Below are 1,458 nucleotides of genomic sequence, written 5' to 3'. Positions count from 1 at the left end.
ATAATGAACGATGTATCCTTGTAATGCTAATGCATCGCCTACTACTTTAGAAGAATGGTCTTCGCTTAATACAATAGTAAGTATAATTGGCGCGGCATGTTCTTTAGGTGAAACAAGCTTTAAGCCCATATCAGTAATAACTTCTTCAACATATTCGTATGTCTCTTTAATTTTTACAAATACCTTTTCATCTTCAAATCTCTTCAACGCTTCTTGCAATGCATAAATTAAATTCCATGATTGTGAGTATGGAATGTTTTCATTTTCTTCATACATGCCAATGTCCATATAGGCTGGCACAGCCTCGTTTATTTTTACAATGTGGTTATAAAAAACGAAAGAAATTCCTGTATATGATTTAATCGCTTTACCGCTAACACCACTCGCAAAATACACATCCTTCAAGTCTAATGGTATTGCTCCAATTGAGCTTATGCAATCTACACATAGTTTTATTTGATTCTCGTTACAAAGAGTATTTAGCTCGTTTAAATCATTTAACATTCCAGTAGATGTTTCATGATGAACAAACCAAATCCATTCATAATTTCCAGTTGTCATGATTTCTTCTAATTCGGTATAAATAAATGGATCTCCCATTTCCTTTTTATACGTATCAAAATGTAACTGTGCTCGTTTTGCATGTCCAACTAATCTATTACCAAATTCCCCATTTGTTAATACTAGTCCTTTCCCTTTTAAAGAACGTAACTGTAAAGCAATCGCATCATTTGCTAACGTCCCTGTTCCTAACATAAGCTGTACATGTTTTGCTTTTGTCATATAAAGTAACCGTTTTTTCACATTGTCCATCATCACTTGAAATGACTTAGAGCGATGCGAAATAGGCCGCGTAGAAAATGCCTTTCGAACGTTCTCTTCAATATCTACTGGACCAGGTAAAAACGTATATTCTTTCGTCATAATCCCCCCAACACTCGACTCTTCAAACATAGCAGGGGTAACATACATTGGCTGGAAGGCTGCTTCTTCTGTACCAACTAACGTATGGAAAGATTTGAATCCCATTTGCTCATATAAAGCTAGTTCACGTGTTGTTGCAGAAATGAGTGCTAATTCATATCCATTTAGAAGCAAATAACGATGTAGAAAACGAATTAATCCTAACAACGCTCTTCCATTTCTATATTCACGTTCTACTGAAAGTAAACGAATTTCATACATTTTTTCTCCATGCTCTTGCAAATAAACATCTAAATTTGAGATTTTATAATCTAACGAGAATGGTCGTTTTCCCCGCACTGCGACCATACCTACTAATCTATCCTCATCTAAACAAATTAAATATGTATTTTCTTTATGAAACCGATCTATACGAAACCGGTCTTTCGTTTCTTCATGTTGTGGTATCTCTTCCACAAAAGTTTTATAATTTAATTTATGTATACTTTCAAATTCCCAATCTTGATCAGCAACTTTATAAATTAACCCCATGCC

General features: G+C 34.4%; 1 protein-coding gene. It reads right to left on the bottom strand.

The genetic code is table 11. From position 1 onward, the window contains the following. Positions 1 to 1,455: aminotransferase class V-fold PLP-dependent enzyme (locus tag ABWK52_RS27885; protein ID WP_353772299.1), on the bottom strand; the 1,455-nt coding region annotated here is incomplete at its 3' end. Between the last annotated feature and the right edge of the window lie 3 nt (positions 1,456 to 1,458).

Origin of the sequence: Bacillus sp. AP50, from assembly GCF_040492675.1 — a bacterium.
Lineage (GTDB): Bacteria > Bacillota > Bacilli > Bacillales > Bacillaceae_G > Bacillus_A > Bacillus_A cereus.
Note: the sequence above shows the minus strand (reverse complement) of the source record. Positions and strands in the feature narration are given on the sequence as shown.